21 protein-coding genes and 1 pseudogene are annotated in these 26,170 nt (G+C 74.8%); 8 read left to right on the top strand and 14 right to left on the bottom strand.

All coding sequences use genetic code 11. The features are described 5' to 3' along the window. Nucleotides 1–30: 30 nt before the first annotated feature. The 5 genes from ACFY4B_RS30145 (at nt 31) to ACFY4B_RS30125 (ending at nt 12,418) form a co-directional block, all read left to right on the top strand. Nucleotides 31–7,767, top strand: coding sequence for an SDR family NAD(P)-dependent oxidoreductase (locus ACFY4B_RS30145; RefSeq protein ID WP_387973230.1), 7,737 nt, complete (start codon nt 31–33; stop codon nt 7,765–7,767). A 505-nt stretch (nt 7,768–8,272) separates the two neighbouring features. After that, entirely contained in the window at nt 8,273–9,565 is a 1,293-nt protein-coding gene (locus tag ACFY4B_RS30140) for a molybdopterin-dependent oxidoreductase (RefSeq protein ID WP_387973354.1), read from the top strand. Further along, nucleotides 9,562–10,074 carry a hypothetical protein gene (locus ACFY4B_RS30135; protein WP_387973227.1) on the top strand — a complete coding sequence of 171 codons (513 nt, stop codon included), beginning with the start codon at nt 9,562–9,564 and terminating at the stop codon, nt 10,072–10,074. Before ACFY4B_RS30140 ends, ACFY4B_RS30135 begins: the two co-directional genes overlap by 4 nt. An 86-nt stretch (nt 10,075–10,160) precedes the next feature. Continuing rightward, complete coding sequence (locus ACFY4B_RS30130; protein WP_387973224.1) at nt 10,161–11,018, top strand: S-methyl-5'-thioadenosine phosphorylase; 858 nt, start codon at nt 10,161–10,163, stop codon at nt 11,016–11,018. Between the two features lie 62 nt (nt 11,019–11,080). Continuing rightward, entirely contained in the window at nt 11,081–12,418 is a 1,338-nt protein-coding gene (locus tag ACFY4B_RS30125; RefSeq protein WP_387973221.1) for a glycosyltransferase 87 family protein, read from the top strand. A gap of 12 nt (nt 12,419–12,430) precedes the next feature. Here ACFY4B_RS30125 and ACFY4B_RS30120 read toward each other — a convergent pair whose 3' ends face one another. The 4 genes and pseudogenes from ACFY4B_RS30120 to ACFY4B_RS30105 form a co-directional block, all read right to left on the bottom strand. After that, nucleotides 12,431–12,676 carry an acyl carrier protein gene (locus tag ACFY4B_RS30120; RefSeq protein WP_387973218.1) on the bottom strand — a complete coding sequence of 82 codons (246 nt, stop codon included), beginning with the start codon at nt 12,674–12,676 and terminating at the stop codon, nt 12,431–12,433. A 33-nt stretch (nt 12,677–12,709) separates the two neighbouring features. After that, entirely contained in the window at nt 12,710–13,381 is a 672-nt protein-coding gene (locus ACFY4B_RS30115) for a methyltransferase domain-containing protein (RefSeq protein ID WP_387973215.1), read from the bottom strand. Then, entirely contained in the window at nt 13,378–13,836 is a 459-nt protein-coding gene (locus ACFY4B_RS30110) for a DUF2064 domain-containing protein (RefSeq protein ID WP_387973352.1), read from the bottom strand. Before ACFY4B_RS30110 ends, ACFY4B_RS30115 begins: the two co-directional genes overlap by 4 nt. A 198-nt stretch (nt 13,837–14,034) precedes the next feature. Continuing rightward, a pseudogene (locus ACFY4B_RS30105) lies at nt 14,035–14,727 on the bottom strand (glycosyltransferase family 2 protein); the annotation flags it as partial. Between the two features lie 199 nt (nt 14,728–14,926). Here ACFY4B_RS30105 and ACFY4B_RS30100 point away from each other — a divergent pair. Together ACFY4B_RS30100 and ACFY4B_RS30095 are read left to right on the top strand one after the other, a co-directional pair. Continuing rightward, nucleotides 14,927–15,700 carry a response regulator transcription factor gene (locus tag ACFY4B_RS30100; protein WP_387973213.1) on the top strand — a complete coding sequence of 258 codons (774 nt, stop codon included), beginning with the start codon at nt 14,927–14,929 and terminating at the stop codon, nt 15,698–15,700. Continuing rightward, on the top strand, nt 15,697–16,854 hold the full coding sequence (locus ACFY4B_RS30095; RefSeq protein ID WP_117486306.1) for a sensor histidine kinase KdpD: 1,158 nt from the start codon (nt 15,697–15,699) through the stop codon (nt 16,852–16,854). Before ACFY4B_RS30100 ends, ACFY4B_RS30095 begins: the two co-directional genes overlap by 4 nt. Nucleotides 16,855–16,856: 2 nt before the next feature. On the opposite strand, the gene ACFY4B_RS30090 is transcribed toward ACFY4B_RS30095, so the two are convergent. The 4 genes from ACFY4B_RS30090 to ACFY4B_RS30075 form a co-directional block, all read right to left on the bottom strand. Further along, entirely contained in the window at nt 16,857–17,912 is a 1,056-nt protein-coding gene (locus ACFY4B_RS30090) for an NAD-dependent epimerase/dehydratase family protein (protein ID WP_387973209.1), read from the bottom strand. A gap of 53 nt (nt 17,913–17,965) precedes the next feature. Next, entirely contained in the window at nt 17,966–19,447 is a 1,482-nt protein-coding gene (locus ACFY4B_RS30085) for a flavin-containing monooxygenase (RefSeq protein WP_387973207.1), read from the bottom strand. A gap of 263 nt (nt 19,448–19,710) precedes the next feature. Next, on the bottom strand, nt 19,711–20,130 hold the full coding sequence (locus ACFY4B_RS30080; RefSeq protein ID WP_387973204.1) for a RidA family protein: 420 nt from the start codon (nt 20,128–20,130) through the stop codon (nt 19,711–19,713). A gap of 44 nt (nt 20,131–20,174) precedes the next feature. Then, nucleotides 20,175–20,681, bottom strand: a complete 507-nt coding sequence (locus ACFY4B_RS30075; RefSeq protein ID WP_049650454.1) for a cupin domain-containing protein — start codon at nt 20,679–20,681, stop codon at nt 20,175–20,177. Nucleotides 20,682–20,766: 85 nt separating this feature from the next. On the opposite strand from ACFY4B_RS30075, the gene ACFY4B_RS30070 reads away from it, so the two are divergent. Next, on the top strand, nt 20,767–21,270 hold the full coding sequence (locus ACFY4B_RS30070) for a MarR family winged helix-turn-helix transcriptional regulator (protein ID WP_387973201.1): 504 nt from the start codon (nt 20,767–20,769) through the stop codon (nt 21,268–21,270). 326 nt (nt 21,271–21,596) lie between these two features. On the opposite strand, the gene ACFY4B_RS30065 is transcribed toward ACFY4B_RS30070, so the two are convergent. The 6 genes from ACFY4B_RS30065 to ACFY4B_RS30040 all read right to left on the bottom strand — a co-directional run bounded on the left by ACFY4B_RS30065 (nt 21,597) and on the right by ACFY4B_RS30040 (nt 26,102). Continuing rightward, complete coding sequence (locus ACFY4B_RS30065) at nt 21,597–22,142, bottom strand: EF-hand domain-containing protein (protein ID WP_387973198.1); 546 nt, start codon at nt 22,140–22,142, stop codon at nt 21,597–21,599. 143 nt (nt 22,143–22,285) lie between these two features. Continuing rightward, entirely contained in the window at nt 22,286–22,807 is a 522-nt protein-coding gene (locus ACFY4B_RS30060) for a pyridoxamine 5'-phosphate oxidase family protein (protein WP_198959389.1), read from the bottom strand. Next, a complete protein-coding gene (locus ACFY4B_RS30055) occupies nt 22,804–23,172 on the bottom strand; it encodes a hypothetical protein (protein ID WP_049650457.1) in 369 nt (122 codons plus the stop codon). Before ACFY4B_RS30055 ends, ACFY4B_RS30060 begins: the two co-directional genes overlap by 4 nt. 29 nt (nt 23,173–23,201) lie before the next feature. Further along, nucleotides 23,202–24,407: a GNAT family N-acetyltransferase gene (locus ACFY4B_RS30050; RefSeq protein ID WP_387973195.1), complete on the bottom strand. Its 1,206-nt coding sequence runs from the start codon at nt 24,405–24,407 to the stop codon at nt 23,202–23,204. Between the two features lie 45 nt (nt 24,408–24,452). Next, nucleotides 24,453–25,190 carry a class I SAM-dependent methyltransferase gene (locus tag ACFY4B_RS30045; RefSeq protein WP_387973192.1) on the bottom strand — a complete coding sequence of 246 codons (738 nt, stop codon included), beginning with the start codon at nt 25,188–25,190 and terminating at the stop codon, nt 24,453–24,455. Nucleotides 25,191–25,268: 78 nt separating this feature from the next. Beyond that, nucleotides 25,269–26,102, bottom strand: coding sequence for a hypothetical protein (locus ACFY4B_RS30040; protein WP_387973189.1), 834 nt, complete (start codon nt 26,100–26,102; stop codon nt 25,269–25,271). Between the last annotated feature and the right edge of the window lie 68 nt (nt 26,103–26,170).

Below are 26,170 nucleotides of genomic sequence, written 5' to 3'. Positions count from 1 at the left end.
AGGCCTGGTCAGGGCGGGAAGGAGGCGGTTGTGCGGAGTACGGAGAACGTCCGCGGTGGCGTCCAGGTGCGGGACGTGGCGGTCATCGGCGTCTCCTGCCGCCTCCCGGGCGGCCTGAACGACCTCGGTTCGCTGTGGTCGGCCCTGATCGAGGGCCGGGACGTGGTCACCCGGATGCCTGCCGAGCGCTTCGACGCGCGGGAGTTCACGGATCCCGATCCGCGTCGCCCGGGCCGGAGCTACACGGCGGCGGCCGGGGTGCTCGACGACATCGCGGGCTTCGACGCGGAGTACTTCTCGATCTCCCCGCGTGAGGCGGCCCGGATGGACCCGCAGCAGCGGCTGCTGCTGGAGCTGGCCGTCGAGGGCCTGGACGACGCCGGCCTCGACCCGGCGGCGCTGGCCGGCTCCGGCGCCGGGGTCTTCGTCGGGGTGTCCAACCACGCCTACGGCAACCTCCAGCTCAGCCGGCTGGAGACGGTCGACCGGCACACTATGACCGGCCTGGCGAGCGGCAACACCGCGGGCAGGCTCTCGCACGCCCTCGACCTGCGCGGTCCCAGCCTGGCCGTGGACACCGCCTGTTCGTCCAGCCTGACCGCCCTCCACCAGGCCTGCGGGTTCCTCGCGTCCGGCGGGGAGCTGGCCCTCGCGGCCGGGGTCAACGTCCTCATCGGTCCACACGAGTTCGTCGGATTCTCCAAGGCCGCGATGCTCTCGCCCACCGGCCGCTGCCGGGCGTTCTCCGCGGCCGCCGACGGGTTCGTCCGGGCCGAGGGCGGGGTGGTGCTCGTCCTCAAACCGCTCGATCGGGCGATCGCCGAGGGCGACCGCGTCCACGCCGTGATCGCGGCCACCGGCGTCAACAGCGACGGCCGCACCGCGGGCCTGGCCCAGCCCAGCGTCCAGGCGCAGGCCGCCCTGCTGCGCCAGGTGTACGGCGGGCCCGGCCCGGACGCCCGCGAGCTGGTGTACCTGGAGGCGCACGGTACCGGCACCCCGGTGGGCGACCCGTTGGAGCTGGAAGCCGTCGCGGCGGCGCTGGTCGGCAGGTGCGCGCCGGGCAGGCCGCTGCCGATCGGGTCGGTCAAGACCAACCTGGGGCACCTGGAGTCCGCTTCGGGGCTGGCGGGGCTGCTCAAGGCGGTGCTCGTCCTGCGGCACCGCGTCATCCCGCCGTCCCTGCACGGCCTGCCGGTCACGTCGGCCGTCGACTTCGCCCGGCTGGGCCTGCTGCCCGTGCCCGCCGCCCTGCCGCTGCCCCCGGGCCCGGGCGGACTGGTCGGCGTGAACTCCTTCGGGTTCGGCGGCTCCAACGCCCACGCCGTCCTCGCCCCCGCGCCCGAGGCGGCCCCTCGCGGCGCTCCGCCCGCCGGATCCCGCCCCGTCCTGGTCAGCGCGCGCGGCCCCGCCGTCCTCGCCGCGGCCGCCACCGAACTCGCCGACCACCTCGACGCCACGGCCGCGGACGGCCACGCGTTCCACGACGTCGCCCACACCACGCTCAACCGGCGCGGCAGGCAAGCCTTCCGCGCCGCCGTGATCGCCTCCGACGCCCGGACCGCCGCCGCCCGGCTGCGCGCCGTGGCCGACGCCCCGCTGGCGCCGGTCCTGGCGAGCGGTGCGATCGGCTTCGTCTACAGCGGCAACGGCGCCCAGTGGGCCGGCATGGGACGCCGGTTGCTGACCTCCCCGGCAGCAGGAGGCGCGAGCGGCAGCCCCTCCGGGACGGCGGCCTTCCGGCACGCCGTCGGCGAGGTCGACGCGGTGCTGTCCCCGCTCCTCGGCTGGTCCGTACACGAGGAACTGACGCACGGCACCGACGCCGCCCGGCTGGCACGGACGGAGGTGGCACAGCCGCTGCTGTTCACCGTGCAGGTGGGGCTCACGGCCGCGCTGGCGGCGTACGGGGTGCGCCCGGCCGCCGTGGCCGGGCACAGCGTCGGTGAGGTCGCCGCCGCCCACGCGTGCGGTGCCCTCGACCTGGCCGCCGCCGCGCAGGTGATCGCCCACCGCAGCCGCGTGCAGGCCCGTACGGCCGGCAGCGGGCGCATGGCGGCCGTGGGCCTGTCCCCCGGCCAGGCGCGGGAGGAACTGGCGGCCTTCGGCGACGCGCTGGAGCTGGCCGCCGTCAACAGCCCGCAGGATGTGACGGTCGCCGGAGACGAGGCCGCCCTCGTCCGGCTGGCCCGTCGGCTGGCCGAGCGCGGCGTCCACTTCCAACGGCTCGATCTCGACCACGCCTTCCACACCGCCCGGATGGACCCGGTCGAAGCGGACCTGCGCGCCGCCCTGGACGGGCTGCGCCCGGGCCCAGCGACGGTGGCGTTCGCCTCCACGGTGACCGGCGCCCTCCGGCGGGGCGAGGACCTGACGGCGCGGTACTGGTGGGAGAACGTCCGCCGACCCGTGCAACTGCCGCCCGCGGTCAGGGCGTTGGCGGCGGGCGGCTGCGACGCCTTCGTCGAGATCGGCCCGCATCCCGTCCTCGGCCACTACCTGCGCCGCACCCTCGGCGCCGACGGCACGGCCCCCGTCCTGGTCCTGCCCTCCCTCTCACGGGACCGGGACGGCGCCGAGGACATCGAGCGGACGGTCGCCACGCTGCTGGCCGCCGGCGCCCGCACGGACACCGGCGTCTTCTTCCCCGGGCCGGGCCGGGTGCGCAGCCTGCCCACCCGCCCCTGGCAGCGCGAGCGCCACTGGCACGGCTCACCGGACTGGTTCGGACGGGGCTGCGGCGACGGAAGGCACCAGCACCCCCTGCTCGGCGAACGCACCGCCCACGCCGAGCCGCTGTGGCAGCTGCGGATCGACCCCACCCGGCACCGGTGGCTCGCCGACCACGTCGTCACCGGAGCCGTCGTCGTCCCGGCCGCGGCCTTCGCCGAAGCCGCCCTGGGCGCCGGCCGGGTCCACCACCAGGGCCCGGTGCAACTGGAGGACCTCGCCGTCGAACGCGCGCTCACCCTGCCGTTCGACAACCCCGCCATGGACATCCGCCTGCAGACCTCCCTGGACACGGCGGACGGCACGGTGCGCATCGCGAGCCGCGACGGCACCGGTCCCTGGCGCACCCACGCCCGCGCGGTGGTCCGCCGCCTCCTGCGGGAACGGCCCCCGGCGGAGGACCTCCGCGCGCTGCGGGACCGCCTGCCCACGAGGCTCCGCGCGGACGACGCCCGGGCCCGGGCCGCCGACGCGGGCATCGTCTACGGCCCCGCCTTCCGCGCCCTCACCGCCCTGTACGTCGGGGACGGTGAGGTCCTGGCCCGCTACGAGCTACCGGAAGCCCCGGAACCCGCCGAGGCTCCGGGCGGCGGCGGGGCCTCGGGCAGGGGTGGGGCTCCGGACAGGGGTGGGGCTTCGGGCGGCGGCGGGGGGTACGTCCTGCACCCCGTGCTGCTCGACAGTGCCCTCCAGGCCGGTGCGCCCCTGCTCGCCCAAGGGGGTGAGGCGCCCGACGCCCTGTTCCTCCCCTCGGCCGTCGCGGCCCTGCGGGTGTGGGCGGAGGCACCCGCCAAGGGCTGGGTGCGGGTACTCCGCCGCGACGCCGGGCCCCGCGAAGTGTGCTGGGACGTACGGCTACTGGACGACCAGGGCCGGGTCACCGCCGAAGCGGACGGCTGCCGGCTGCGCAGCTTCGACGCCGCCCGCACCGCGCCGGCACACCTCGCCACCGTCCTGCGCGCCTCGCCCGGCCACAGCGGACCCCTCCCGTCCCCGGCCGGCATGCCCGCCCTCCGCGACCTGGTCCGCGCGGCCCGGCACTCGCTGGACGGCCCCGCCTGGGACGCCCGCCGGTACGCCGGGGCCGCCCTGCTGGCCGACCGGCTCAGTGGGCACTTCACCCTCCGCGCCGCCCGCACCGTGGCCCCCGGCGCCACCTCGTACACCCCCGGGAGCCTGATCGCCGCCGGGGCGCTCCCGGTCTACCGCCGGCTGCTGCACGCCTCACTCCGCCAGGCCGAACGCGTGGGCGTGCTGCGGCGCGACGCGGACGGAGCGTGGGCGGCGGCGGTGCGCCCCGATCCGCACGGCGCCCTCGCCGAGCTGGTGCGCGCACATCCGCAGTGCGCCACGGAAGCGGTGCTGCACTCCCACTGCGGCACCGTGCTGCCCGACGTGCTGCTCGGCCGGCGGGACGCCGTGTCCGTGCTGTTCGACGAGAACACCCGTCACTGGGTGGAGAGTTACTACTCCGGCACCACCGTCACCCGACACTGCAACGCCCTGGCCGCCGCTCTCGTCCGCCGGCTCGTCCGGCACTGGCCCGCCGACCGCCCGCTGCGCGTCCTGGAAGTGGGCGCGGGCACCGGAGGCCTGACGGCCGCGCTCCTCGACGCGCTGCCACCGGAGCGCACCCACTACACCTTCACCGACCTGTCCGACGCCTTCCTCCCGCGCGCCCGCGTCCGCTTCGCCGGCCACGACACCCTCGCCTACCGGCCGCTCGACCTGGACCGCGACCCCGAATCCCAGGGATTCCAGCCGGGTTCGTACGACCTCGTGGTGGCCGGCAACGTCCTGCACGCCACCGCCCGGCTGCGCGAGACCACGGGGCGGGTGGCCCGCCTGCTCGACGAGGGCGGGCACCTGGTGGCCGTCGAAACCCACGCCCTCGACCGCCTCCTGCCCTGCTTCGGCCCCCTGAAGAGCTTCTGGAACGCCGACGAACCCGACCTGCGCCCCGATTCGCCGCTGCTGACCGCCGCCCAGTGGCAGGACCTGTTCACCGCCCACGGCTTCGCGGACACGGCCCGGCTCGGCGTCGATGCGGTGCGGGCCGGTACGCCAGAGGCCGACTACTCCGTGCTCGTCGCCCGGCGCGGCGCCGTACCGGGCGGGAAGCCACTCGCGCCGCCCACCGTCACCGCCGTGCCCCCGACGGTCGCGACCTCGACGGCCGGAGCCGGTGCCATGGAGCAACCCGGTGCCATGGAGCAACCCGCTTGCCGGGGTCCCGCGACGTCGTGGGTCATCGCGGCCGAGCACCCCGAGGACCCGCTCACCGAACCCCTCGTCGCCGCACTGCGCGCGGCCGAGACCGGCCCCGTCACCGTCGTCCGGGCCACCGCCGACTCCGCCGACTGGCTCGACGGCCTCCGCGCCGACCCCGTGCGGCCCGTCCTGGTGCTCCTGCTCTCGGGCAGCGACACGTCGAGCGATGACACCTCGGGAAGCGACACGTCGAGCGGTGCCACCTCGGACAGCGAGGAGGACACCGGTCGGCAGGCACTGTCGACCGCCGTGACCCGCACCGCCGTCCTGCGCGCCGTGGCCGAGGCCTGCGCCGTGCTCCCGCCCGCCGCCGACCCCGTGCTGTTACTGGTCGGCCCCCCGTCCGGTGCGCTGCCGACGCCAGGTGCCCGGCTGTTCCCGGCGGACTGCGTGCCGTGGGCGGTGTCGCGCACCCTCGCCAACGAGAAGCCCAGGCCGGCGGTCCGGCGGCTGGTCCTCGAGCCAGGGCCGTCGCCCCGGCTCGACGCGCGGCGGCTGGCCGACGAGTTGCTCCAGTCCGGAGCGGAGGACGAGATCGTCCTGCGGCCCGCCGGCCGGTTCGTCCCGCGCCTGCGGGACCTGCCCGCGCCGACCGGCCCGGCGGGTCGGCGCCCCTACCGTCTGCGCCTGCGCCGACCGGGGCTCGGTCACGCCCTCGACTGGGTCCCCGCCCCTGAGCCGCCACCGCCGGGCCCCGGCGAGGTGGTGATCGAGGTCCGGGCGGCCGGGCTCAACTTCCGGGACGTGCTGCTGGCCACCGGTTCCCTGCCGTCGGGTGCCGAGCCCGCCGTCCCGGGCGAGTACCGGCTCGGTCTGGAGGCCTCGGGCGTCGTCGCGGCGGCCGGGGAGGGAACCACCCTCCGGGTGGGGGAGCGGGTCTTCGCCTGCGCGCCCGGGGCGCTGGCCTCGCACCTCCTCGTACCCGAGGCGGCCACGGGGCGGATGCCCGACGGCATGACGTTCGCCGAGGCCGCGACGCTGCCCGTCGCCTTCTTCACCGTCCAGCACTCCCTGGAGCACCTGGCCCGCCTCACCGCGGGCGAAACGCTGCTGGTGCACGGCGCCGCCGGCGGTGTGGGCCTCGCGGCCCTGCAGTACGCGCGGCAGGTCGGGGCGCGGGTCATCGCCACCGCGGGCAGCCCCGCCAAGCGCACGCTGCTGGAACTGCTGGGCGCCGAACACGTCCTGGACTCCCGCACGCTCGCCTTCGCCGACCAGGTGATGGAGCTGACCGAGGGGAAGGGCGTCGACGTCGTCCTCAACTCCCTCGCGGGCGAGGCCCTCTCCCGTAACCTCGACCTGCTGCGGCCCGGCGGCCGCTGCGTCGAACTCGGCAAGCGCGACATCCACACCGGAGGCCGACTGGCGCTGCGGGCCTTCCGCAACAACCTGTCGTTCCACGCCGTCGACGCCCTCCAGATGTTCGCCCGGCAGCCGGAACTCTCCGCCCGCCACTTCGACGACCTCGCCCGGCGCGTCCACCAGGGGGTCTACCGCCCGCTGCCGCACCACCTCCACCCCGCCGAGGATGTCGCGGACGCGTTCACCCTGCTGCGGCGCTCCCACCACGTCGGCAAGGTGGTCATCGCCCTCGACCCGGCACCGCGCCTCACCACACCTCCCCGGCGCCTGGTATGCGACCCTGGCGCCAGCTACCTGATCACCGGCGGACTCACCGGTCTCGGCGCCGAGGTCGCCCGGTTCCTCGCCGACCGCGGAGCCCGCCACCTGGCCCTGCTCTCCCGCCGCGGCGCTGCCACACCGGGCGCCGACGAGCTGCTCGCCGCGCTGGCCCGCCAGGGCGCCACCGCCACGGCGTACGCCGCCGACGTCGCCGACCCCGACGCCCTCGGCGACGTGGTCCGCCGCATCGCGGCCACCGGGCATCCGCTGCGCGGCATCGTCCACTCCGCCGTGGACGTGCGCGACGCGCTGCTCACCGAACTCGACGACGCGACGGTCGAATCGGTCCTCGCGGCGAAACTCCGCGGCGCCCTGCTCCTGGACCGGCTCAGCCGCGGCCTCCCGCTGGACTTCTTCGTGGTCCACTCCTCCGTCTCCGCCACCGTCGGCCACCGTGCGCAGGCCGCCTACGCCGCAGGCAACCTCGCCATGGAGGGCGTCGTCCGCGCCCGCCGAGCCGCCGGCCTGCCAGGTCTGTCCATCGGCTGGGGCCTGATCGGCGAGGTCGGCCTGGCGGCGGACGAGGAAGTCAGCCGGGTCCTGGAACGCATGGGCCTCGCGCCCATGCGCACCGACCGGATCCTCGCCGCGATGGAGGACCTCATGACGCGCCCGCACGGCGGCCACGGGGAAGGCGGGGACGGCGGGGGTGACGGGGAAGGCGGGGAACCCGTCGTCCTGGTCGGCCACTTCGACTTCGCCCGCCTCGCCACGCTGCTGCCCACGGTACGAGCACCCCGCTTCACCGCCGTCCTGCCCGCCGAGGAACCCGACGCCGTCCGGAAGGCCGTCCGGCGTCCCCCCGGGTCCGACCGCGCACCCGCTCCCGGCACGGCCGACCTCACCGACCTGCTCGCGACCCTCGTCGCCCGCATCATCCACCGCGCACCCGACCGCATCGACCGGACCCAGGGGCTCGACACGCTCGGCCTGGACTCCCTCATGGCCACCGAACTGGTCGTCGCCCTCCAGGGCGAACTGGGCGTCGACATCCCCACCATCGAGGTCGTCAACGCCGGCAGCATCGACAACCTCGCCGACCGCGTCCTGACCCTCTTGGACCCGGCCGCCGTCCGCCCGTGACCGCGGCGCTCCGCGACCGGTTGCTGCGCCTTGCCGGCGCGGGGGCTCGGACGGCCGAGTCACGGTGCCACGGCTGAGGATCATCTGACATGTAGTCAAATCCATTGAGTGAGACGTCGGATGCTTCCTCGATGACCGACGGCGACCTGAAATTCCGTAATAAGTTGATTGCTGCTTCATGGGTGATCTGCGGCATACGGTCGTGTCAGCGCGGCCAACCCGCCTCCGCACGCACCCGCGAAGGAGCGCCACCCTGAACGCCCACGACGACGCCGACGGACCCCACCGCCCCCAACCCGGCCCCGAGCGGGAACCCGGGCCGGCCCCGGCACCGCAGCCCTCCGCGGACAAGCCGGCCGCCGGACCTCCGCCACCGCTCCCGCAGCCCGAGCGGCCCGACCAGCCCGAGCAGCCCCCGGCGCCGCCGCGCGACCACACCGCGGAGGGACGGCGACCGGCCCCCCACGCGCCGACGCGTACAGCCCCCAAGCCCAGGGGATCCCGCCTGCGTGCCGCGCTCGCCGCGGGCCCCCCGCCCGGGCCCGCGCGCCCGGAGTTCTGGCGCAGCCCCTTGCGCGGCCCCTGGCTCACCTCGGTGTTCGGCCTGGTGTTGCTGCCCGGGATCACGGTGGTGTTCGTGACCGGGCTGCTGTCCTACGCCGCCTACAACCCCGACCTCGCCGCGGTCAACGACCAGACCCCGGACAAGGGCTGGCTCGGCTTCTACCTCTTCTCCTGGCCGACCAGCCCCAGCTGGCTCTACCGGCTGAACCAGGGGGTCCACGTGACCCTCGGCATCGTGCTGGTCCCGGTGCTGCTGGCCAAGCTCTGGTCGGTCATCCCCAAGCTCTTCGCCTGGCCCCCGCTCCGCTCGCCGGCCCAGGCGGTCGAGCGCCTGTCGCTGCTGCTCCTGGTCGGCGGCGCGCTGTTCGAGTTCGCCACCGGCATCCTCAACATCCAGCTGCACTACATCTTTCCCGGCTCCTTCTACACCCTGCACTACTACGGTGCCTGGGTCTTCATCGGCGCCTTCGTCGTCCACGTGGTGTTCCGCGTCCCGGTCATGGTCCGGGCGCTGCGCAGCCGGCGCCTGCGCACCGAACTGCGCACCGGCGCCGCCGACACGCTGCCCGAGCCGCCCGACGACACCGGTCTGGTCTCCCCGCGCCCCGCCCCCGCGACCCTCTCCCGGCGCGGAGCCCTCGCGCTGGTCGGCGCGGGCTCCCTCGCGCTGTTCGCGGTGACGGTCGGTCAGAGCATCGGCGGATGGTGGCGCAGGACCGCGCTGCTCGCCCCGCACGGCCAGGAGCCCGGCGACGGCCCGAACGGTTTCCAGATCAACAAGACCGCCGCCGCCGTCGGCATCCGCCCCGCCGACATCGGCCCCGACTGGCGGCTGACCGTCCGTGGCCCCGGCCGCGAAACCGTCCTCACCCTGGACCAGCTGAGGAGCCTGCCGCAGACCACCGCGGCCCTGCCCATCGCCTGCGTCGAGGGATGGTCCACGCCCGACCAGGACTGGACCGGCGTCCGGCTGACCGAGCTGGCCGCGCTCGTCGGCCTGACCGACAGCCCACCGGACGTCTTCGTGGAATCCGTCGAACGCGGCGGGTCCTTCTCCTCCACCGTCCTGCGCGACAACCAGGTCCGCGACGCCCGCTCCCTGCTGGCCCTGCGCGTCAACGGAGCCGACCTCTCGCCCGACCACGGCTACCCGGCCCGGATCATCGTCCCCGCCAACCCCGGTGTCCACAACACCAAATGGGTCACCCGCCTCACCTTCGGAGCCACCGGATGAAGCGCCGCAGCGGCCTCCGCGAGCGCTACGGCGCATCCCCCCTGCACCTGCTCCTCCTCCTGTGTTCCTTCGCCCTGGCCCTGTACGCCGGGATCTGCCTCCTCAAGGGCGATCCGCTCGGCGTCGTGATCTGGTTCGTCGGGGCCGCGCTGCTCCACGACCTGGTCCTGCTGCCGCTCTACACGCTCACCGACCGGGCCGCCCAGGCCCTGACGGGTGTCCGCCAGGCTCCCGCGGGCGGTACGCACCGGATGCCGGCGGTCAACTACGTCCGCGTCCCCGCGTTCCTCTCGCTGCTGCTGCTGGTCGTCTGGTACCCGCTCGTCCTGCGTCGCGTCCCCGGGTACCGCTCCGCCACCGGCCTGGACCCGGACGTCTTCCTCGGGCGCTGGCTGCTGCTGACCGCGGCGTTCTTCGCCGTCTCGGCGCTCTGCCTGCTCGCCGCGACGGCCCGGCGGCGACGGTCGTACAAGCCCCGCCGCGGGCCCGCGGCGCGGGGACGTTCGTGATCCGTAAGGCATGGTGCCCCGGTTCCGGCCCGGTCCGTTCCTACAGTTGGCCGGGAGGCTGTTCCCGAGAAGAGAGGTGGACCGGGATGACGGTCGACCAGGACGTCCCGCCGAGCGCCGAGGTGGGCGTCATCGGTGGCTCCGGGCTCTACGAGCTGCTGGACGACGTGACCGAGGTACGGGTGGACACCCCGTACGGCGAACCGAGCGACGCGGTGTTCGTGGGAGAGGCGGCCGGCCGCCGGGTCGCGTTCCTGCCCCGGCACGGGCGCGGCCACCGGCTTCCCCCGCACCGGATCAACTACCGCGCCAACCTGTGGGCACTGCACACGCTGGGTGTGCGGCAGGTGGTCGCGCCGTGCGCGGTGGGCGGGCTGCGCCCGGAGTACGGGCCGGGCACGCTGCTGGTGCCCGACCAGTTCGCGGACCGGACCTCGGGGCGCCCGCAGACCTTCTACGACGGCCTGCCGCTGCCGCACGGCACGGTGCCGGAGGTGGTGCACGTGTCCATGGCCGACCCGTACTGCCCGGCGGGGCGGAAGGCGGCACTGGACGCCGCCCGGGAGGCGGCCTGGGAGCCCGTCGACGGCGGAACGCTGGTGGTGATCGAGGGCCCGCGCTTCTCCACCCGCGCCGAGTCCCGCTGGTTCACCGCCAACGGCTGGTCGGTGGTCGGCATGACGGGACATCCGGAGGCCGTCCTCGCCCGTGAACTCGGGCTCTGCTACGCCTCGCTGGCCCTGGTCACGGATCTCGACGCCGGGGTGGAGAGCGGCGCGGGCGTCACCCACGGCGAGGTGCTGAAGGAGTTCGCCCGCAACGTCGACCGGCTGCGCACCGTGCTGTTCAAGGCGGTGGAACGGCTGCCGCTGGTGCGCGAGTGCCCCTGCCCGCACGCCCTGGACGGTCTCACGACCGGTCTTCCGGGGGTCCCCGGCGTCTGACGCCCCATCCCGGCGAGGGAACGCCGGGGCCGCGAGGCTTCATCAGTGGGAGGTTGGACAGGATGATCGACCGTACAGTTCCGTCCTGCGCGCTCGCGCTCGCGGCCCTGGTCACCGCTCTGGCGCTGACCGTCACCGACGACGGCTCCGTGCCGCTCGCCGTCTGGTACCTCCTCGACACGGCCCTGTTCGCGGTCGCGGTGGTGCTGCTGCGCAGGGTGCGCGGTCGGCTGGTCGCGCCGCTGGTCCTGGCCGGCGCCGTGGCCGTCGCCGCCGTCGGGCTGCTGGCCCCACCCCGCACCAGTGACGACGCCTACCGCTACGTCTGGGACGGCCGGGTCCAGGCGGCCGGGATCTCGCCCTACGCCCACACCCCGGACGATCCGGCGCTGGCCCGGTTGCGTGACCCGGGGCTCTTCCCGGTCGGTGACGGCTGCACGGGCTGGGACGAGCGGCGCACCACGGCCGGGGACTGCACCCGGATCAACCGGCCGGCCGTGCACACCATCTATCCGCCGGTGGCACAGGTCTGGTTCGTCGTCCTGCACCCGTTCGGCAGCGGGGTCCGCGGGGTGCAGGCCGGCGGTGCGGTGCTGGCGGTGGCGACGACCGCCCTGCTGCTGAGAGTGGGGCGGGAGCGGTGGCGGGCCGCGTTGTGGGGGTGGTTCCCCGGCGTGGCCGTGTGGGCGGTCAACGACGCGCACGTGGACACGCTCGGAGCCCTGCTGACGGTCGCCGGGCTCGGCTGCGCGGTGCGCGGGAGGGCCGTGCGAGGGGGGCTCCTCCTGGGCGGCGCGGTCGCGACCAAGCTGCTGCCGGCCCTCGTCCTCCCCGGCGCGCTGTCGGGCCTGTCCGCCCGGCGCCCTTCCCGGAAGGACGTCCTGCTGGTCGGATCCGCGCTCGGCGCCTTCGCCCTGTCCTACCTGCCGTACGTCGTGGCCTCGGGCACCTCGGTCCTGGGCTACCTGCCGGGCTACCTGAAGGAGGAGGGCTACGAGCAGGGCCACATCGACCGGTTCGGGCTGCTGCGGCTGGTGCTGTCCGACCGCCTCGCGCCGTGGGCGGCGGCGTTCGTCCTGGCGGCCGTGGTGGTCCGGGTCCTCCGCCGGGGCGACCGGAGCCGGCCGTGGGCCGGCGCGCTCCTGGTGACGGGCACGGCGCTGCTGCTGGTCGCGCCCTCCTACCCCTGGTACGGGCTCCTGGTGGTCGCGCTGGTGGCGCTCGACGGCCGCTGGGAGTGGCTGGCCGTCCCGGCCGCCGGGCAGGCGCTCTACCTGGTGCAGGGCCCGGTGGCGCAGCAGTTCGCCTACGGCACGGCCCTGTGCGTCGTCCTCCTGGTCCCGCTGCTGCGCCAGCGCCGTACAGGGCGGGTCGCCGCCGTGGCGGGGGCCGGGAACTGACCGGCGGCCGAGCTAGGTGGCAGCGCCCCCGACGTTCCGGCGAACCCACTGGGCCAGGCGGGCGGGCGAGCCGAAGTTGTCGGGGTTGATCTCGTCGAGTTCGGCCGAGAAGCCGAACGCCTCCTCGATCCACACCACCACTTCCATGACGGCCGTGGAGTCCAGCACGTACGAGAGGTCCGTGTCCGCGGCGATGTCGTGACCCGGCCCCAGCTTCTCGGAGATGTGGCTGATGATCCGCTCTTCGATGGTGGTCATAGAGGTAGCTGCCTTCCATTCGATCACTGGTTCTCAGCGGGCGGGCGCGGTGCGGCGGCGCAGGGTGAGGAAGCGCCGGCCGTGGGAGGTCCATCGTTCCACTTCGACGAGCCCGGCGCCGTAGGCCCGTCGTACGGCCGCCCTGGCGCCGAGGCGTGCCCAGGCGAAGGGCGGGCCGAGCCGGCCGTCCGGGCCCTCGACCCGGACGGTGACGCGTTCGTCGACCTCGCGCGGCTCGACCTCCACCAGCAACAGCCCGTCCGGCGCGATGAGTTCGGCCGCACGCCGCAGCAGGGCCTCCGGGTTCCCGCCGATGCCGAGGTTGCCGTCCGCCAGCAGGGCCGCACCCCAGCGGCCCTCGGCGGGGAGCCGGTCGAACACCGACCGGCAGAGGGCCGCGCCGCCGAGGCCCAGGGTGCGGGCGACGGCCGCCGGGGTGACGTCGACGCCGAGGGCCGGGACGCCCACGGCGAGGAGCGCGGCGACGAGTCGGCCGGGTCCGCAGCCGAGGTCCACGACGGGCGCGGACAGGTGGAAGCAGCGCATCAGGAGGCTGTGGTCGCCGCCGGCGGCCGGTGCGCACCAGCGTTCGATGTCGAGCGGGATCCGGCGTCCGTCGTCGCCGCGCAGCCACAGCGGACCGCGTCCGGTGCGGACGGCGTCGGCGAACGGGTCGTCGATCCATGCCGTCGAGGTGCCGGTCAACCCGCCACCTCGGGGACGGTGCGGAACGAGCTCAGGCGGGCGGCGAACCGGCTCCGCGGCGCCTGGGAGGCGACCAGCAGGGCGTCCTCGACGGTGTCCACGTCGGTGGCTTCCGGCAGGGTGCGCACCGTCAGGCCGGCCGCCCCGAGCCGGTCGAGGAGCACCCGCCCCGTGTCCGGGGTCGACATCGGTACCCCGAGGAGGAGCCGGCGGGCGAGGTCCTCGGTCGGCCGGGCCAGGCCGAGGGCCCAGAAGCCGCCGTCGGTCGCGGGCCCGTACCAGGCGTCGGCCCCGGCCCGGCCCGCCGGGGAGAGCGGCTCGGCCAGGGTGGCCGCGCTGAGCTGCGGGGTGTCCATGCCGACCAGCAGCGCGGGCGCGTGCGGGGCCAGCCGGGCCGCGTGGCCGAAGGCCGCCGCCAGCCGGGCGTCCAGTCCGCCGCCGCCCTGCGGAAGCACCTGCCACCCGGGCGGCAGCCAGCGGCCCGGCTCGCCGTCCAGGACCAGCAGGCGCCGCCCGGCCGGCACGGTGGCCAGGGTGTGCAGGGTGTCGGAGAGCGCGGCCTCGGCCAGCGCCGCCGCCTGCTGGGGCGTGCAGGCCGGGGTGAGCCGGGTCTTCACCCGGCCCGGTACGGGCGACTTGGCGATGACCAGCAGGGTGGGCGGCGGGGCGGCGAGCACGGCCCGCATGTCCCGGATCGCCTGCCGGGTGCCGCGCACCGTGCCGGTGACCTTCGAACGGCCCGCGCGCGGCAGGTAGTCGACGGAGGTCTCGGTGATCCGCATGCCGGCGGCCGAGGCGGCGAGCACCATCTCCAGCGGGTATCCGGAGCGGCGGTCGCCCAGGCCGAGCGCCAGCAGGCGTTCCCGTCGGGCGGCCCGCATCGGGCCCAGGTCGTGCAGCGGGGCGCCGGTGCGGGCCCGCAGCCGGCGGGCCAGCACGGTGTTGGCGAGCCGTGCGTGCACGGGCCAGGCGCCCGTGCTCACCGGCCGGCGGCGGCCGAGGACGAGGTCAGCCGTGCCGTCGGTCACCGGAGCGGTGACCCGGGGCAGTTGGGCGGGGTCGAGCGAGCCGTCGCAGTCCAGGAAGCAGACCAGCTCGGCGGTGGCGGCGAGGAGCCCGGCGTGGCAGGCGGCGCCGAACCCGCGCCGGGACTCCTCGACCACGGTCGCTCCGAGCGATCGGGCGAGTTCGGCCGAGCCGTCCCGCGAGCCGTTGTCCACGACGATGGCCCGCCAGCCGGGCGGGATGCGCCCGAGCACCCAGGGCAGCGCCTCGGCCTCGTCGAGGCAGGGCAGGACGACATCGACACCGGACGAACGAGGGGTAGCGGAGGTCACGTCGGCCACGCTAAGGGCGTGTCGGCCCGGGACGGCGGTGCCGCAGCCTTACGGAAGCCGAACGTCGCGCCGACGGCCCACCGGGGAGCCGTCGGGGCCCGCACCGGTGTGCGGACCGGTGTGCGGACGGGGCCCAGGATCTTACGGAGGTCGAACGGGGGGACGGCGGCGGCTTCCGCACCGGCGCCCGGCGCCTATTCTCGGCGGGGTGAACGAGCCCTCCGCCAACGTGTCCTCCGCCATCGCCGGGCCGTCGGCCGTCGGCCGCATCCTGGTGATCGACGACGACCCGACCGTGGCCGAGGTCGTCGCCGGCTACCTCACCCGGGCCGGCCACCACGTCGACCACGCCGCCGACGGTCCGCGGGGGCTCGCCCTCGCCCGGGCCCACCAGCCGGACCTCGTGGTCCTGGACCTGATGCTCCCGGGCATCGACGGCCTGGAGGTGCTGCGGCGGCTGCGCGGCCAGGCCGCCGGCGGGGAGCTGCCGGTCGTGCTGCTCACCGCCAGGAGTGACGAGGCCGACCGCGTCCTCGGCCTGGAGCTGGGCGCCGACGACTACGTCACCAAGCCGTTCAGTCCACGCGAACTCGTCCTGCGGGTCCAGTCGGTGCTGCGGCGCTCGCGCGTGGCGGCACCCGCGACGGGCGCCCCGGCCGGGCCCGTCCGCTCCGGGGACATCACCGTCGACGGGCCGGCCCGTCGCGCTCACCGTTCCGGGAGGGAACTGTCCCTGACCGCACGGGAGTTCGACCTGCTGGCCTTCCTCCTGCGGTTCCCCGGGACGGTGTTCTCCCGTCAGGAGCTGATGGCCCGCGTCTGGGGCTGGGACTTCGGCGACCTCTCCACCGTCACCGTCCACGTGCGGCGCCTGCGCGAGAAGATCGAGGACGATCCCGCCGCCCCCCGGATGATCAGCACGGTGTGGGGCGTCGGCTACCGCTACGACCCGATGCCCGGTGCCGGGGAGGACCGCGGGTGAAGGACCTGCTGCTGATCGCCCTGTTCGCCGCGCTCGGTGCCGGCGGAGCGGGCCTGCTCGGCTGGCCGGCCGTCCGGCTGCTGCGCAGGCGCTCGATGGCGCTCTCGCTGTTCTGCGTCGCCGTCGTCACCGTGCTCGCGGTCGTCTCCGGCACCTTCGCCGTCGCGCAGGCCATGTTCCTCTCCGCCCACGACCTCGGTGTCGTGATAACGGTGCTCGCCATGGCCGCCGTCGTGTCCCTGGGCACCGCCGCCCTGCTGGGCCGACAGGTGGTCGCCGGCAGTCGGGCCCTGACGGCCGCCGCCCGGACCGTCGGCAGCGACACCGGCTTCACCGCGCCCGTCCACCCGCTGGGCCGCGAACTGGCCCAGCTGAGCGAGGAACTGTCCGCCACCAGCGCCCGGCTCGCCGAATCCCGGGGCCGCGAACAGGCCCTCGAACAGTCCCGGCGGGAGCTGGTCGCCTGGATCTCCCACGACCTGCGCACCCCGCTGGCCGGGCTGCGGGCGATGGCCGAGGCGCTGGAGGACGGCGTCGCCGAGGAGCCGGACCGCTACCTCCGGCGGATCCGCACCGAGGTCGAGCGGCTCACCGGGATGGTGGACGACCTCTTCGAACTCTCCCGCATCCAGGCCGGAACGCTCGCCCTCTCGCTCTCCCGGGTCTCCGTCTACGACCTGGTCGACGACGCGCTGGCCGGTGCCCACGCGCTGGCCCGGCAGCGCGGCGTCCGGCTCGAAGGCCGGCAGGTGGAGCCCGAACCGGTCGAGGTGGACAGCCGCGAGATCACCCGGGTCCTGGGCAACCTGCTGGTCAACGCGATCCGCTCGACCCCTCAGGACGGCGTGGTCACGGTCTCCGCGCGGCGGGAGGCGGACGAGGTGCTGCTCTCGGTCACCGACGGCTGCGGGGGCATCCCCGCCCAGGACCTGACCCGGGTCTTCGAGACCGGCTGGCGTGGCACCGCGGCCCGCACGCCCAGGCCGGCCGATCCCGGCGGGCGGTCCGACCGGCCCGAGGCCGGCGGCAGCGGTGCCGGCCTGGGCCTCGCCATCGTCCGCGGCATCGTCGAGGCCCACGCCGGGCGGGCCCGCGTCCACAACGTGGCGGGCGGCTGCTGCTTCGAGATCGCCCTGCCGTCCGCCCGGAGCTGACCTCAGACCCGCAGCGGTGCGGCGGCGAACTCCGCCATGCCCCGGTCGAACGGGACGCGCGGCAGCCAGGCCAGTTCGGCGCGCAGCCGGTTCGAGTCGGCGGTGACGTGCCGTACGTCGCCGAGCCGGTACTCGCCGGTCACCGTCGGCGCCGGACCGCCGTGGGCCGCGGCCAGCGCGGCCGCCATCTCACCGATGGTGCGCACCTCGCCGCTGCCCACGTTGTACGCCCGGACGCTGCCCGGCGGCCGGTCGCCCACGGCCGTCAGCGCCGCGAGGTTGGCGGCGGCGACGTCCTCGACGTGGACGAAGTCCCGGCGCTGGCGGCCGTCCTCGAAGACCCGGGGCGCCTCGCCGCGGGCGAGGGCCGAGCGGAACAGCGACGCCACCCCCGCGTACGGGGTGTCGCGCGGCATCCCGGGGCCGTACACGTTGTGGTAACGCAGCGTCAGTACTGTTCCGCCGCAGGCGCGTGCCCAGGCGGCGGAGAGGTGTTCCTGCGCGAGCTTGGTCACCGCGTAGACGCTGCGCGGGTCGGCGGGTGCGCTCTCCGTGACCAGGCCCGGCCGCAGGGGAGCGCCGCAGACCGGGCACGGCGGCTCGAACCGTCCGGCGTCCAGGTCGGCGGGCCGCCGCGGCCCCGGTGCCACCTTGCCGTGCTCCGCACAGTGGTAACGCCCTTCCCCGTAGACCACCATGGATCCGGCCAGGACCAGCCGTCGGACGCCGGACCGCGCCATCGCGGCGAGGACCACCGCCGTGCCGAGGTCGTTGCAGCCGACGTAGTGCGGTGCGTCCTGGAGGTCCAGTCCCAGGCCGACCATCGCCGCCTGGTGGCAGACCGCGTCCACCCCGGCGAGCGCCTCCTCGACGGTCTCCGCGTCCCGGACGTCCCCGCGCCGGAAGTCGACACCCGCGGGCAGCGCGGGCGGGTTTCCGGTCGGATGGACCGCGGGCAGCAGGGCGTCCAGGACGCGCACGTGATGGCCGGCCGCGACCAGGGCGCGCACCACGGACGCGCCGATGAAGCCGGCACCGCCGGTGACCAGGATTCTCATGCCGCCGACGCTAGCGTCCGACCGGGCCCGCGGCCGGTCGACACGGGGCGGCGTCACGGACCGGTAAGACGCGCACTCCCGGGCCCGCCGAAGGCGAGGACGCCGTCCTCGATCGGGTCGGACAGCAGGACCTTCCGGTCGTGGTGGTAGTCCATCACCATCCGCCAGGGGAACTCGCGCCCCTGGCGCGGCATGACGTCCTTCGCCCGCCGGATGTAGCCCGAGGTCAGCTCGTCGACCACGCCCTCGTCGGTCGCGTTGGCCGCGTGGTCGACGGGCACGGCGACGGTGCGGCCGGTGGCGTCCAGGTGCCTGAGCAGGCGCACCAGGTAGGCGGCGGCGAGGTCGACCTTCAGGGTCCACGAGGCGTTGGTGTAGCCGAAGACCCAGGCCAGGTTGGGGATGCCCTCGAGCATGACGCTCTTGTAGGTGCAGACGTCGTGCAGGTCGCGCGGTTCGCCGTCGACGCTGATCGTGGCGCCGCCGAAGGCCTGGAGGTTCAGGCCGGTGGCGGTGACGACGACGTCCGCGGCGAGTTCCCGGCCGGAGGCGAGCCGGATGCCGGTGGGGGTGAAGGTCTCGACGGTGTCGGTGACGACGTCGGCGCGGCCCTCCCGGAGCACCCGGAAGAGGTCGCCGTCGGGGACGGCGCACAGCCGCTCGTCCCACGGGTCGTAGGACGGGCTGAAGTGGGTCATGTCGATGCGCGGGCCGACCGCCCGGCGCACCCCGGCCAGCAGCATCCTGCGCGTCGCGCGGGGGAAGCGCCGGGCGGTCCGGAAGAGGGCGCGCTGCAGGCCGATGTTGCGTCGGCGGGTCATCCTGGCGACCAGCGGGCCGGGCAGGAACCGCTGCTGCCAGGCGGTGATCCGGTCGACCGAGGGCACCGAGAAGACGTACGAGGGCGAGCGCTGGAGCATCGTCACATGGGCCGCCCTGTCGGCCAGCGCCGGGACGAGCGTGACGGCGGTCGCGCCGCTGCCGATCACGACGACCCGCTTCCCGGTGTGGTCGAAGTCCCGCGGCCAGTGCTGCGGGTGGATCCGCACGCCCTCGAACCGCTCGGCGCCGGGGAACTCGGGCAGGTGGCCCCGGTCGTAGTCGTAGTAGCCGGTGCAGGTGACGAGGAAGGAGCAGACCCAGGTCTCCCGTTCGCCGGTCGCCTCGCGCAGCGCGGTCACCGTCCACCGCTGGTGCTCGCTCGACCAGTCGGCGGCCAGCACCCGCAATCCGTGGTGGATCGCCTTGTCGACGCCGTACTCGCGGGCGGTGGCGGTCACGTAGTCGCGGATCGACTCGCCGTCGGCGAGCACCCTGGTCCCGTTCCAGGGGCGGAACCGGTAGCCGAAGGAGAACATGTCGGAGTCCGAGCGGATGCCCGGGTAGCGGAACAGGTCCCAGGTGCCGCCGATGCCGGCCCGGCGCTCCAGGATCGCGAAGTCACGGCCGGGGAGCTCCCGGCGCAGGCGGCAGGCGACGCCGATGCCGGCGACTCCGGCGCCGATGACGAGGATGTCGGTGCGGTGTGTGGTCATGGGTCCACTGTCGTGGTTCGCGGGGCGGCCGTACCGTCTTTTCCCGACAAGCTTTCGGCATTGCGCGACAGGGGCGGGCGACGGGCAGTCCCATCCGGGCCACCTCGGTCCGTCGCCGGCTCCGCGACCTGCGCGCAGGACGGTTCCACCGGCGGCGGCCCGGGCCGTGTGAGTGGCCCGGGCCGTGTGGGCGGTCCGTTTCGGTTCGAACGGCGGCGGTGCGGCGAGGGGTCCCGCCGGCGGGTGGGACCCCTGCGGGTAAGTCAGTCGGTTGCCTCCGCCGTCGGCCGGACGGCGATCGCGTCGATCTCGAAGAGCATCCCGGGCAGGGCGAGCGAGGCGACCCCGCTGAGTGTCTGCGCGGGCAGCCGGTCGCCCCAGGCCCCGGCGAGGGCTTTGCCGAGGACGGCGAGCTTCTGCGGGTCGTGGTCGACGATGTACGAGCCGAGCCGGACCACGTGCTCGAAGCCGAGGCCGACTCCGGCGAGCGCGGTGCGCAGGTTGGCGAGGGCGAGTTCCACCTGGGCGGCGAAGTCGCCGGGCACGACCTGGCCGTGGGCGTCGGAGGCGTACTGGCCGCCGATGAACACCGGTTCGCCGGGTGCGGAGGCGGCGTGGCTGTAGCCGAACGGCGTGGGGTCGTGCAGGCCGGGCGGGTTGGTGATGGTGCGGGTGTCGGTCACGGGTTTCCTCTCCTGGTGTCGGGCCGGGCTCGGTGCCGGGCGGTCTACGGCTGGGACCGGGCCGCTTCGTCCCGGGCGTCGCGCCAACTCGGCGACTCCAGGAAGTGGTTGTCGAAGAGGTCCTGCTTGGCGAGCAGTTCCTCGACCGTCGCCTCGCCCGCGCGGATCCGCTCCAGCAGGCGGAAGTAGTCGAAGCGTTCCACGCCGGGGGTGATCACTATCAGCAGGTCCGCCCCGGAGTCCGGCGCGGCCGCGAAGGCGTGCGGCAGGTGGGGCGGTACCACCACGAGGTCACCGCTGCGGGCGGTGACCACCTCGTTCCCGACCAGCACCTGGGCCGAGCCGTCGACGACGAAGAACAGCTCCGAGGAGCCCCCGTGGTAGTGCGGGGTGGCGCCGTCCTTGCCGCGCCCCAGCGTGACGCGCAGGGTGCTCAGGGCGCCGCCGGTGGCGCTGGAGTCCGCCAGCAGCCGCCCCTGGCCGCCGAGCATCGAGACGGTCTCGGCTTCGTCGCCCCGCACGACCACGGCTTCCGGTCCGATCAACGTCATTGGTCTCTCCCCACGGTGAGCACTCCGATAGTTCCTCGGCTGATAGTACTACGTCTAACTATCTCCCATCGAATAACATTCCCCCATGGATCACGTGGACGTCATGCTCGACCAGTGGAGCCGGGAGCGCCCGGACCTCGACCTGGCGGCGGTCGGCACCGTCGGCCGCCTCGGCCGCTTCGCGCTGCTCGCCGGCCGGGTCGTCGAAGAGGTGTTCAAGCAACACGGCCTCCAGCGCGGCGAGTTCGACGTTCTCGCCACCCTGCGCCGCTCCGGCGCGCCGTACGAACTGATGCCCTCCGAACTCGCCGCGCTGCTGCTGATGTCGCGGGCCGGCATGACCAGCCGGATCGACCGGCTGGAATCGGCGGGCCTGGTGGAACGCCGCACCGACCCGGCGGACCGGCGCAGCGTCCGCATTGCCCTCACCGCGGCCGGACGCGCCCTCGTGGACGCCGCCTTCACCGACCACGCCGCCAACGAGACCGCGCTGCTCGCCGCCCTCTCGGGCGAGGAACGGGCCACCCTGGACGGGCTCCTGCGCAAACTGCTCGCCGGCGTCGAGGGCACGGAGACCCCGGCACCCTGACGCCCCCCCCGCCCGACGCCCCCGCCCGAGGTCCAACCACCCGAGGTCCAGCCACCCGCGACCGCTCCGGAACGCCGTCGGCCGCCGTACAAGGGGAGCGCGTACGGCGGCCGACACCCGGTGCGGTGTGCCTGCCGCAGCTCCTGCGGCTGATGCGCCCGGAGACCCTGTGCCACGAGTAGCGGCGCGGGACCGGATCCGGTCGCGGGGCCGGAACTGGTGAAACCGGCGGGCCGTACCCGTTCCTGACACCGGGTCGGCCCGTGTCGGCTCTCATCAGCCGATCCAGCTGGGAGCCGCCGGCGCACGCTGCCGCGCGCCGGCCGTCAGCCGATCGGTCCGAGGAGAAAGTTGCCCGGCGCGGTGGGGTCGTCGCTGAGGTAGAACTCGATGATCGCCTCGCGGAACTCGTCGAGGCTGATCACCCCGTTCCCGTCCCGGTCCAGCCGTGGGAACGCCTGCTCGGAGTGCACGCGGGGCACGCCCAGCTGCTCGTACATGTGGACGTACTCCTCCTTGCTGAGGACGCCGTCGCCGTTGGTGTCGTAGGCGTTCAGCAGGGCGTCGGCGATCGCCAGCACCGTGCCCTCGAAGTGCGCGGGCGTGGTCACGTCGGCCTTCATGACGGTGAGGAACTCCTGGCGCGAGACCTGTCCGTCGCCGTCGGTGTCCCCGTGCTCCAGCAGGAGGTCCCACCAGCGCGCGAAGGCGTCGTGCAGGGCCCGGATGGTGGCCTGGTCGTCCCTGGTCGCGGTCCGGGCGAACACGTCGGCGGTGCCGCGCAGGTCCTCCTGGGACAGCTGTCCGTCCCCGTTCAGGTCGAACCAGTCGAACAGGGTGTTGAACTTCTTGCTCTTCACGGCCGACGTCATGTGGTCCTCGATTCCCTGGCCGCGCGGGCGGCGTGCGGCGGCATGCGGCGAACGGTAGAAGGGGCGCTCCGGGGGACGCCCCCGCAACGCGGGGAAGCCACCGTCGCGGGTGACGGCGGGAGGGCGGCGGTGCGCCAGGTGGCTCAGCCCGGCCCGGTGAGGGCGTGGAGGGGGACCTCGACGCGCTGGTCGTGCTTGTCGACGAGCCAGCGGTCGATGTCCAACAGCCACCAGCGGTCGACCTCGACAGTGTAGAAGCGGCGGGGGCCCGAACCCCGGAAGTCGGATGCGGGCAGGAGCCATTCGCTCCGCACGGCGGGGTCGGGGAAGTTCAACTCGTAGTAGAGCCGGTGGTGTTCCGCCACGCCCTGGTCGTCGGTGGCGCGGCAGGTGCCGGTGAACTGGGCCCCGTCCAGGCCGAGTCCGGGCAGGCCGGTCAGGTAGAGCGAGCCCGCGACGCGGGGGTGGCAGCCGATGTTGCGGGAGTGCAGGGCGGTGCGCAGCGAGTAGTAGAGCAGCCGCAAGGGGGCGCCGGGAGCGCGCAGCGGCACGAAGTTGACGGTGGAGGCCCACGGTTCGGTGCCGTCGGTGGTGGCCAGGGTCATGAACCGGGCGTGGGTGAGCAGGTGCCCGCTGCGGCGCAGGAGTTCGTCGGTGCCGGTCACGGGGTGCGTCCCGGTGCGGGGGTGCGGTCGAAGCCGAGGGGGACCGGGGGGTCGCTGAGCAGGGTGGCGTCCAGCAGGGTCCACCAGCGCGTCTGTTCGGTGCGGCGGTGTTCCCAGGCCGGGTCGCGGCCGCGGTCGGCGACCTGGCGGCGGTAGCGGCCCCAGCCGGCTTCGTCGGCGAAGCTGACGGTGTGTTCGATGGTGTGGACGTGGGCGCCGACGGTGCGTACCGCCCACCGGGTGCGCAGGACGGTGTCGAGTCCGTCGTAGTACCAGGACTCGCGGGCGCGGACCCACTCCCAGAAGGCGTGCGGGTCCGTCTCCGCGTCCGGCGTGGGCTGGATCAGGTAGACCAGGTGCAGCACGGCGGGTCTCCTTCCGATGTCGGCGGCGGTCAGCCGGAGGCGGGAGCGTCGGGGCCGTCCTGGGCCCAGCCGTTCCACTCGGGTGCCAGGGCCCAGGGGCGGGCGGCGCACCGGCCGGTCCAGAGCCGGGCGGTGCGGGCGTTGTGCCGGGCCGCCGTCCGCCGGTCGCAGAACCGCCCGTGCAGGGGCAGGACGACGGCGGCGAGCGGGGAGAGCACGGCGCCCTGCCGGATCTTGATCTGCCAGGCGGAGACGGCCAGGCGGTAGCGGTGGAAGCCGCCGGCGGCCGCGTAGTCGACGGGGGCCTGGTAGCAGAGCACGAAGTACTCGCTCCGGGGCTGGGCGGCGCGGTAGTCGAAGCCGAAGTAGCGGCCGTAGAGCCGGTCGTGGTGGGTGTAGCAGACGTTCACGGCGACGGGGCGGCCGTCGCGGACGGCGAAGCAGCCGACGGCCCGGTCCAGCACGCCCGTCGTGGCCTGGGCCGCGAAGGAGCGGAGCATCCAGGCGGGGTCGGTGGTTCCACCGTGCCGGGCACGGGTCTGCGTCACCAGGGCCGCGGCCTGCCGGGCGACGTCCCCGTGGGCCAGGGGCCGCCATTCCACGGTCGTGCCGCCGCGCTCGCAGGTGCGGCGTTCGGCCCGGCGGTGGGTGCGGTCGGGCTGGCTCATCCGCGCCGACTGCTCGGCGTAGCCGCCGGCCGGGACGGCGACGTTGGCGTCCGCGTCGTGCAGCAGGACGACGGCCCGGGGGTGGATCCGGGTGAGCTCACGGGCGTCGCCGGCGGCCAGGTAGGGCAGGACCACGCCGTCGAGGCCGCGGTCGCGGGCCAGCCGGAGCGCCCCTTCCAGCAGGACTTCCAGGGCGCGGTCGCGGTCCTCGCCGCGGGTGCGGACCAGTTCGTTGTAGGTCGAGCGCCGGGCTCCCAGCCACAGCCATCGCGCGGACCGGGCGGCCGCCAGGTCCGGGAACAGCGTGGGCAGGTGGAACAGCCCGGGTTCGTCGTTCTCGCCGGGCCAGACGGACAGGGCGCCCAGCAGCCGGCCGCCGGAGGCGGCGGTGAGCGCGCCGGTGTCGCCGTGGGCGAGTTCGAGCGCGCGCACCCAGGCGCTGCTGTTGTAGAAGTTGTCCGGGCCGATCAGCCGGTCCCACCGCGCGGGGTCGACCGCCGCGGGGGACGGGGGGAATCCTGCCTCGATCGGGCCGGGGCGGCGGTGGTCCCGTGGTGTGGTCGCCATGGTGGTGTCTCTGGGATCGGGCTCCGGGGGTCGGGTTCTCCGGGATCAGGTCCTGGTGCAGCTGATGATCGCCGCGTGGGGGCAGGCGAGGTACGGCCGCCAGAAGTCCTCGCCGTGGCGGGCGGTTCCTTCCCCTGAGACCCGGAAGGCGGGCCAGGAGATCGAGGCGAAGCCCGTCTCGCGCAGGGCCCGTTCCAGGGTGGCCCGGCTCCAGTACCGTGCGGTGATCCGTTCGTCGTAGCGGCCGAAGCACAGTTCCAGCGTCACCCGCGAGGCGTCGTGGCGCGACTCGGTCTCCACCAGGCGCAGGCCGTAGCGCTCGTAGTAGGTGCGCTCGCCGTGGAAGTCCGGGTTCACCGGCAGGGTGACGAACCGGCCGCCCGGGCGCAGGGTCCGTGATGCCAGGGCGCACAGGGAGAGCAGTGCTCCGTAGTCCTCCGCGTACGGCAGGACGTACACGGCCAGGCACGCGTCGAAGGCGCCGTCCTCGACGAGGTCGCGGCGCTCGGTGTACTCGATGCCCAGCGGCTCGTCGCGTTCGGCCCGCCGCGCGACGTCGAGCATGCCGCCGGAGACGTCGTACCCGACCACCCGCGCCGCGCCGCGTCGCTTGAGCTCCCGGCTGTACAGGCCCGTACCGCACCCGATGTCCAGGACGCTGCGGCCGGTGACCGTGCCCAGTGCGGCGAACACGCTGAACGACTCCAGGTGTCGGCGCCAGGGCAGGAGGAACATCTCCTCGTACATGTCACCGAGGGTGTCGAACCGGTCCGCTCCGCCCATGCCTTCGATTGTCCGCCCGATCTCCGGGGCGTGCCCGGCCCGCTACCGCCGCGGGTCCCGAGACCGCCGCCGGCCGGGCTACCGCCCGCTCCCGGCCGTCGCCCGCCCGCGCAGGGAGACCCCGAAGCGGCTCCGGAGCCGGTGCACCTCCCACCACGCCACCGCGGTCACCGTCGCGGGCCCGCCGACCACGGCGGCCAGCTGGACGGCCGGCGGGCCGGGCGGCAGGCCGCCGAACACCAGCCCGATCAGGGCGAGTTCCCAGACCAGGACGCCGGTCAGGACGGGCGGGAACACCGGGTGCACCCGGTCCATGGTGAAGGCCGTGCGAACCACCGTCGGCGAGGCGAAGGCCACGAACATCAGCACCCAGATCGGCAACGCCAGGACCAGCAGGTTGAACAGCGGCCCGAGGAACAGCCCCTGGACCGACCGCTGCGCCTGACCGGCGAGCCACAGCAGCACCGGCACCGCCGCGCACGCGCCCAGGTACTGCGAAGCCATCAGGACCGCCGGCCGCACCTGGGCCCGCATGGCAGGGCGCGTGGCCGGCCCGGCGAGCCGGAACAGCACCCCGACCACCACGGGCGCGGTCACCAGCACCAGCAACGGGGTGACCGTCAGCCGGGTCTCGAACTGGTCGTCGAGCTGGTCCCAGTCGTCCGCCGTCCCGTACACGAGCAGCACCACGAGCGCCGCCCCGAGCGCCAGCCACCCCCGTATCCGCTGCACCCGCAGCACCACCTCGTCGGTGATCCCCCGGGGCCCGGGCACGATGAACACCCGTCGCGCCAGCCGCCGTGCCGACCTGGCCATCGGGTAGAGCGCCAGGAAGACCAGGAACGGCCACAGGCAGAACAGCAGCGGCACCAGGGCCCACCACCTGGCCACCCGCCGCGCGGGCGCCAGCAACTCCCGCAGGGTGGGCCACTCCTCGCCCCGGAACCGCTGCCACAGCGGGACTCCGGCCGGTCGCGGCC

Source organism: Kitasatospora sp. NPDC001261 (assembly GCF_042896795.1).
Lineage (GTDB): Bacteria > Actinomycetota > Actinomycetes > Streptomycetales > Streptomycetaceae > Kitasatospora.
This window is presented reverse-complemented; position numbering and strand designations above follow the sequence as displayed.

Coding starts and splice junctions, on each gene's coding strand:
- ACFY4B_RS30070 (WP_387973201.1), top strand. CDS start 20,767: ATGGATCACGTGGACGTCATGCTCGACCAGTGGAGCCGGGAGCGCCCG.
- ACFY4B_RS30075 (WP_049650454.1), bottom strand. CDS start 20,681: ATGACGTTGATCGGACCGGAAGCCGTGGTCGTGCGGGGCGACGAAGCC.
- ACFY4B_RS30130 (WP_387973224.1), top strand. CDS start 10,161: ATGACGGTCGACCAGGACGTCCCGCCGAGCGCCGAGGTGGGCGTCATC.
- ACFY4B_RS30120 (WP_387973218.1), bottom strand. CDS start 12,676: ATGACCACCATCGAAGAGCGGATCATCAGCCACATCTCCGAGAAGCTG.
- ACFY4B_RS30125 (WP_387973221.1), top strand. CDS start 11,081: ATGATCGACCGTACAGTTCCGTCCTGCGCGCTCGCGCTCGCGGCCCTG.
- ACFY4B_RS30065 (WP_387973198.1), bottom strand. CDS start 22,142: ATGACGTCGGCCGTGAAGAGCAAGAAGTTCAACACCCTGTTCGACTGG.
- ACFY4B_RS30050 (WP_387973195.1), bottom strand. CDS start 24,407: ATGGCGACCACACCACGGGACCACCGCCGCCCCGGCCCGATCGAGGCA.
- ACFY4B_RS30090 (WP_387973209.1), bottom strand. CDS start 17,912: ATGAGAATCCTGGTCACCGGCGGTGCCGGCTTCATCGGCGCGTCCGTG.
- ACFY4B_RS30085 (WP_387973207.1), bottom strand. CDS start 19,447: ATGACCACACACCGCACCGACATCCTCGTCATCGGCGCCGGAGTCGCC.
- ACFY4B_RS30045 (WP_387973192.1), bottom strand. CDS start 25,190: ATGGGCGGAGCGGACCGGTTCGACACCCTCGGTGACATGTACGAGGAG.
- ACFY4B_RS30135 (WP_387973227.1), top strand. CDS start 9,562: ATGAAGCGCCGCAGCGGCCTCCGCGAGCGCTACGGCGCATCCCCCCTG.